The sequence below is a fragment of the Tenacibaculum sp. genome, assembly GCF_048269885.1.
Lineage (GTDB): Bacteria > Bacteroidota > Bacteroidia > Flavobacteriales > Flavobacteriaceae > Polaribacter.
On the sequence record NZ_JBLWTZ010000006.1, the window covers coordinates 186,027 to 192,353 of the forward strand.

General features: G+C 33.8%; 6 protein-coding genes. All 6 read left to right on the forward strand.

Annotated features, from left to right (window positions below):
- The first annotated feature begins 20 nt into the window (after positions 1-20).
- Positions 21-1,829, forward strand: coding sequence for an acyl-CoA dehydrogenase family protein (locus ACN0WY_RS06700; protein ID WP_330488693.1), 1,809 nt, complete (start codon positions 21-23; stop codon positions 1,827-1,829).
- 236 nt (positions 1,830-2,065) lie between these two features.
- Positions 2,066-3,067, forward strand: a complete 1,002-nt coding sequence (locus tag ACN0WY_RS06705) for a PliI family lysozyme inhibitor of I-type lysozyme (RefSeq protein WP_417799881.1) — start codon at positions 2,066-2,068, stop codon at positions 3,065-3,067.
- A gap of 11 nt (positions 3,068-3,078) precedes the next feature.
- Entirely contained in the window at positions 3,079-3,507 is a 429-nt protein-coding gene (locus tag ACN0WY_RS06710; protein ID WP_299006600.1) for an META domain-containing protein, read from the forward strand.
- Positions 3,508-4,041: 534 nt separating this feature from the next.
- Positions 4,042-4,560: a GNAT family N-acetyltransferase gene (locus ACN0WY_RS06715; RefSeq protein WP_417799882.1), complete on the forward strand. Its 519-nt coding sequence runs from the start codon at positions 4,042-4,044 to the stop codon at positions 4,558-4,560.
- 189 nt (positions 4,561-4,749) lie between these two features.
- A complete protein-coding gene (locus tag ACN0WY_RS06720) occupies positions 4,750-5,601 on the forward strand; it encodes a TIR domain-containing protein (RefSeq protein ID WP_417799883.1) in 852 nt (283 codons plus the stop codon).
- A gap of 86 nt (positions 5,602-5,687) precedes the next feature.
- Positions 5,688-6,212, forward strand: a complete 525-nt coding sequence (locus ACN0WY_RS06725) for a GNAT family N-acetyltransferase (protein ID WP_417799884.1) — start codon at positions 5,688-5,690, stop codon at positions 6,210-6,212.
- The last annotated feature ends 115 nt before the right edge of the window (positions 6,213-6,327 follow it).

The following is a 6,327-nucleotide window of genomic DNA, read 5'->3' on the forward strand; positions in this document are numbered from 1 at the left end:
ATCTTAAAATCTAATATACTATGTCAGAATTAACAAAAGATCTTTTACGCGGAGGGCAGTTCTTAGTAAAAGAAACAACATGTGAAGATATATTTACTCCTGAAGATTTTTCAGAAGAGCAAACAATGATGCGTGATGCAGTTAAAGAATTTAACGACCGTGAAATCATTCCTCATAAAGAACGTTTCGAAAAGAAAGATTATGCACTTACCGAAGAAACGATGCGTAAAGCTGGTGAATTAGGATTTTTAGGGGTGGCGGTTCCTGAAGCTTATGGCGGATTAGGAATGGGATTCGTTTCTACCATGTTAACATGTGATTACATTTCAAGTGGAACTGGATCTTTTAGTACAGCTTTTGGTGCGCATACAGGTATTGGTACGATGCCAATTACCTTATACGGTACTGAAGAGCAAAAGCAAAAATACGTTCCTGCTTTAGCAATGGGAGAGCGTTTTGGAGCTTACTGTTTAACAGAACCAGGAGCAGGATCGGATGCGAACTCAGGTAAAACTACTGCTGAGTTAACTGAAGACGGAAAGCATTATAAAATTAACGGACAAAAAATGTGGATTTCGAATGCAGGTTTTGCTGAAATCTTCATCGTTTTTGCTCGTATCGAAGACGATAAAAACATTACTGGTTTTATCTTAGAATATGATAAAAACAATCCTAACGGAGTAACTTTAGGAGAAGAAGAACACAAATTAGGTATTCGTGCCTCTTCTACTCGTCAGGTATTTTTCAACGATACCTTAATTCCTGTTGAAAACATGTTATCTGTTCGTGGTGGTGGATTCAAAATTGCAATGAACGCCTTAAACGTTGGTCGTATCAAATTAGCAGGAGCTTGTTTAGATTCTCAAAGAAGAATTATAACTCACGCTGTAAACTATGCTAACGAGCGTAAGCAATTTAAAACTCCTATTGCTGAGTTCGGAGCTATTAAAATGAAATTAGCTGAAATGGCTACCAATGCTTATGTTGGTGAGTCTGCATCATACAGAGCTGCTAAAAATATTGAAGACAGAATCGCGATTCGTGAGTCAGAAGGAAACTCTCATCAAGAAGCAGAATTAAAAGGCGTTGAAGAATACGCTATTGAATGTTCTATCTTAAAAGTAGCGGTTTCTGAAGACGTACAAAACTGTGCTGATGAAGGAATCCAAATTTACGGAGGTATGGGATTCTCTGAAGAAACTCCAATGGAGTCTGCTTGGAGAGATGCTCGTATTGCTCGTATCTACGAAGGTACTAACGAAATTAACCGTTTATTATCGGTAGGAATGTTAGTTAAAAAAGCAATGAAAGGTCATGTAGATTTATTAAATCCTGCAATGGCAGTTCAAAACGAATTAATGGGAATTCCTTCTTTCGATACTCCAGATTATTCTGAATTATTCTCAGAAGAAAAAGAAATCCTTGCTAAACTTAAGAAAGTATTCTTAATGGTTGCAGGAGCTGCTTTACAAAAATTTGGACCAGAGTTAGAGCAACACCAACAGTTATTAACGGCTGCTTCAAATATTTTAATTGAAATATACATGGCAGAATCTGGAATTTTAAGAACTGAAAAGAACGCGAAGCGTTTTGGTGAAGAGGCTCAAAAAGAACAGATTGCAATGGCTAAGTTATACTTATACAATGCTGTAGAAATTATTACTAAAAGCGCAAGAGAAGGAATTATTTCTTTCGCTGAAGGTGATGAGCAACGCATGATGTTAATGGGACTTAAGCGTTTTACAAAGTATGCAAACTACCCTAACGTAGTTGAGTTACGTGACACAATCGCAGAAAAATTAAAAGCAGAAAATAAATACTGCTTCTAAAAAAATAGAAAAATTTTCTTCAACTTTTATAGGTTTTAGAATTTAGTTGTTTGTTTAAAAGATCGTCAAATTAGGTTTTGGCGGTCTTTTTTTATACTCTCAAAAAACGTTATTAAACCTATACGCTACAATATCAACCTACTAAAAAACAAGAATCTTAAGGTTTTCTTAAAACGTTTTTTCATATCTTTAATGGTATATTTATTGTTATTTAGAAGCAAAAAACATAAAATAGCATGATAAAACTTACCAATTCAGCACTACTAGGAATGGCTTTTTTAGCGATGGTTAGCTGTAAAAACGAAGCAAAAAAAACAGATACACAAGAAACTGTTAAACAAGAAACAGCAGCTACTATGACTGATGTTACAGGAAACTACGTTTCATCAGAATACGAAAAAAGAAACGAAGGGTACGACTGGGTTTCAGTTGCTGTAAGACCTTCCGCAAATGACAATATAAAAATTGCTGTTCGCTCACGTGCTGACAAGAAAAAACCTACCTGTACTTTTGACGCTCTTGCGGAAAAAACAAATGACAGCACGTATACAACTGACATAAATGGTAAAACTGTAGTTTTTTCTTTTAAAAACAAACAAATTTCTATTGCAACGGCAAACAAAGAAGATAATAGTTTATTAAACTTTTACTGTTCAGGTGGAGGAAGTCTTGCGGGTTCTTATCATAAAATTGAAGGAAACCTTGACCAAACACAAATAGACAAAACTATTTTTAGAAAAAATGTAACCTTACAAGGAATTAGTTTTAGCATTGCTACTCAAAAAAATGGAATGGAAACTGAATTAACGGTTACTCCTTACGGATTAGAAATTGACAATTTCGCCGTTACTCAAACAATTGACGGTAATGTTGTAGATGCTGAAATTGAAGATTTAAATTCTGATGGTTCTCCAGAAGTATTAATCTACACAAAATCTGACGGAAGTGGAAGCTACGGAAATGTAATAGGATTTTCAGTAAACAATAAAAAATCGATGAGTCAAATATACTTCCCTCCTATTACCGATAATAAAGAATTAAGCAAGGGATATATGGGGCACGATGAGTTTACCATTATTGAAACAACCTTAGCGCAACGTTTTCCTATTTATAAAGAAGACGATACTAATGCCAACCCTACTGGTGGTACCAGACAAATTACTTACAAATTGGTAGATGGTGAAGCATCAAGAAAATTTGTAGTAAAAAACTCAACTGAATTGAACACTAATAACTAAACTTACATAGTATGAAAAAACTATCATTTGTATTCGCAGTAATCCTATTAATTACAGTGTCTTGTGCTAAAAAAGATACTGCTGAACAATTATACGGAACCACTTGGGAACTAGAATACATTTCTGGACCTAGAATTGCTTTTGAAGGATTGTTTCCTGATAAAAAACCACAACTTACGTTTGATAAAGAAACAAACAAAGCTACAGGAAATAACGGTTGTAACGGGTATGCTGCTGAATTTACGTTAGGAGAAGAAAATGCAATTTCTTTTGGAGAACCAGGACCAACAACTATGATGTACTGCGGACAAGGAGAACAAGAGTTTTTAAAAACCATTAAAAAAATAAACAAGTATAGTTTTGACATAGAAGGAAAACTAAACTTATTGATGGACGATGTAACCATGATGCGCTTTAAAAAAGTAACTACTGAAGAATAATTCACGATAGTTGTTACTTTAAACGAATTAATAACTTAGGGGAAACCTCATACTATATAGCCTTTTTTTGGTTTGTTAGTATGAGGTTTATTTTTTACTATCAAAGGCAGCGTCCGCTCATAAGTATACAGAGAATGTTGGGTTGAATCTATACAGATGTAAAAGCAGAGAACATGCCGTGATATTAGCGACCCATGCCGTAGTGTCTTCGGAGCATGCCGTGATATCAGCGACCGTGTAACCTTTAATGGCACTTAAAACATCTTTTATTCCCTAAATAGCTGAGCTTATGGGATTCCGTAAGAGTTTATAAATACTTTGTATTAGGTTCGTAAGAATTGTAAAACAATTAGCTTTTATAATTAATTAACAAATAACAATAACTTTACTTTTAATAAAGTGTTGGTTTTGATATATTTGACAGTGTATAAAAAAATCTATACTTTATGATATCCCATGTTTTTATCGGGATAAAAGAACTAAAGCTTGGTATATAACGAGTTGTAACCAATTAAAACAATCCACTGAACAGTAGTGAACATTTTTGAAACAAATAGACTTTTAATTAGAACTCTCAAAAAGGAAGATTCCGAAGATTATTTTGATATGATGGGAAATCCCAATGTTATGAACCCCATCCCAAGAAAGGTTATGACTAAAGAGGAAAGTAATAACCATCTAAACAACTTTCTTAATCAACCTGAAATATCAGTTTGGGCAATAGAATTAAAATCTGAAAATAATTTCATTGGACTTTGCGCTTTTCTAAAAAACAATGAGAATGAAGATGAAATTGGTTATAGATTGCGAGAAAAGTATTGGAAAAAAGGCTATGGTACAGAAGTAACAGTTGGACTTCTTAATTATGGTTTTGACCAAATGAAAATGGATAAAATAACAGCAGATGTCGATACCCGAAATTTGAATTCAGTTAAAATTTTAGAAAAGTTTATGACTGCGAAAAAAGAATTCTTTAATGAAGCAGACAACTGCACGGACAGAAGATATGAAATCAGTAAAAAAACTGGTTACAACACGGTATATAGCAAATAGGGCATTCAGTGGTTTACGAAAGTTTAGTGCTATTTACTATCACCGCCAAATCGTTGATTTGGCTTTTAAAATGAATAAGGTAAAAACAAAATACAACGATTTGGCTCAGTGCAAACTTGAAAGTTTATCGCTTTCTATTGCCCTACTTGCCATATACTAATCGTTAGCTACAATTAAAACAAACGATAAATGAAAGTATTTCTAAGTTGGTCAGGAAGTAAAAGCCATAGAGTTGCATTGACTCTCAGAGATTGGTTGCCATCAGTAATCCAATCAATTCAACCTTATGTAAGTTCAGAAGATATAGATAAAGGTGCTCGATGGAGTACTGATATTGCAAAAGAACTTGAAGATTCAGGGTTTGGTATTCTATGTGTGACTAAAGAAAATCTTCATGCCCCTTGGCTAACATTTGAAGCTGGAGCATTATCAAAGAAACTTGAAAAGTCTTACGTCAGCCCCTTCCTTTTTGATATTAAAAGATCCGAAATAAATGGACCAATTCTTCAATTCCAGTCAACAGTTCATAATGAAGAAGATGTTTTGAAGTTGATTAAGACAATCAATAAAGCATGTGGAGATACTAAGCTAAGTGATGAAATGGTAGAAAAGGCATTTAAAGCATGGTATCCAACACTTCAAGAAGAACTTAAAAAAGTAACTGAAGAATTCAAAACTGAAGAAGCGGATACTGAAGAACCTGAAAAAGAAAAGCAGGAAATTCTTGAAGAACTTCTCGAATTAACGAGAATCAATCAAAAAATTCTCCGTTCGCCAGAGGTACTCCTTCCACCTGATTATTTAAATGATGTGTTAAGAGAAAGAGGGGATAAACGTGCTATGATATTTTACGATGAGTATAGGCACTTCAATAAAGAATTGGAACACATGATTTACCGCTTAAAAGAACTTGTTGACAGGTATAGCGGAGAGAAAATGCCAGTGGACGAAGAATTTATGGATTTGGTCATGAGAATGAGTGAAATTCATGATAGAACCCAAATGCTCGATAGAAGAATGAGAAAATATATGATGAGATAAAAAATCTGTAGCTAACAAAACCTATAAGCAATAGCACCCTGCGGGACGCTACTGCTCATAGCCCAACCGTTGTACTGCATTAAGAAATGAAAAAAATAATTGAATCAGATAGACTATTGTTGCGTGAATTGGATATTTCGGATTCTGAAGATTTTTATAATTTAAACTCTGATCCTGAAGTTTTACAATACACAGGAGACAACTCCTTTTCATCAATTTCTGATGCAGAATTATTCCTGAAAAATTACAATGACTATAAAATAAATGGATTTGGTCGTTGGGCTGTAATTTCTAAAGAATCAAACGATTTTTTAGGTTGGTGTGGCTTAAAACTAAATGATGAAAAGCTAATTGACTTAGGCTTTCGTTTTTTTAAAAGTCAATGGGGAAAAGGATATGCAACTGAATCTGCAAAAGCTTCTTTGGATTATGGATTCAACAATTTAAAGATTGATGAAATCATTGGGCGAGCTTCAATTGACAATAAAGCTTCTGTTAGAGTTTTAGAAAAACTGAAAATGAATTTTTGGAAAAATGATAGTTGTAAAGGAATTGAAAACTCTGTTTATTATAAAATAAATAAAACGCAGTACAACAAAGAACTGAGGTAAAAAACAAGTACATTTTATACTTTTTTAAACAAACGTACTTTTATAATTTGCGTCATAAGGCAAACCACTTTTTACAATAGCAAAAGCTTGTTTTAGTAGCTTATTACACACCGCT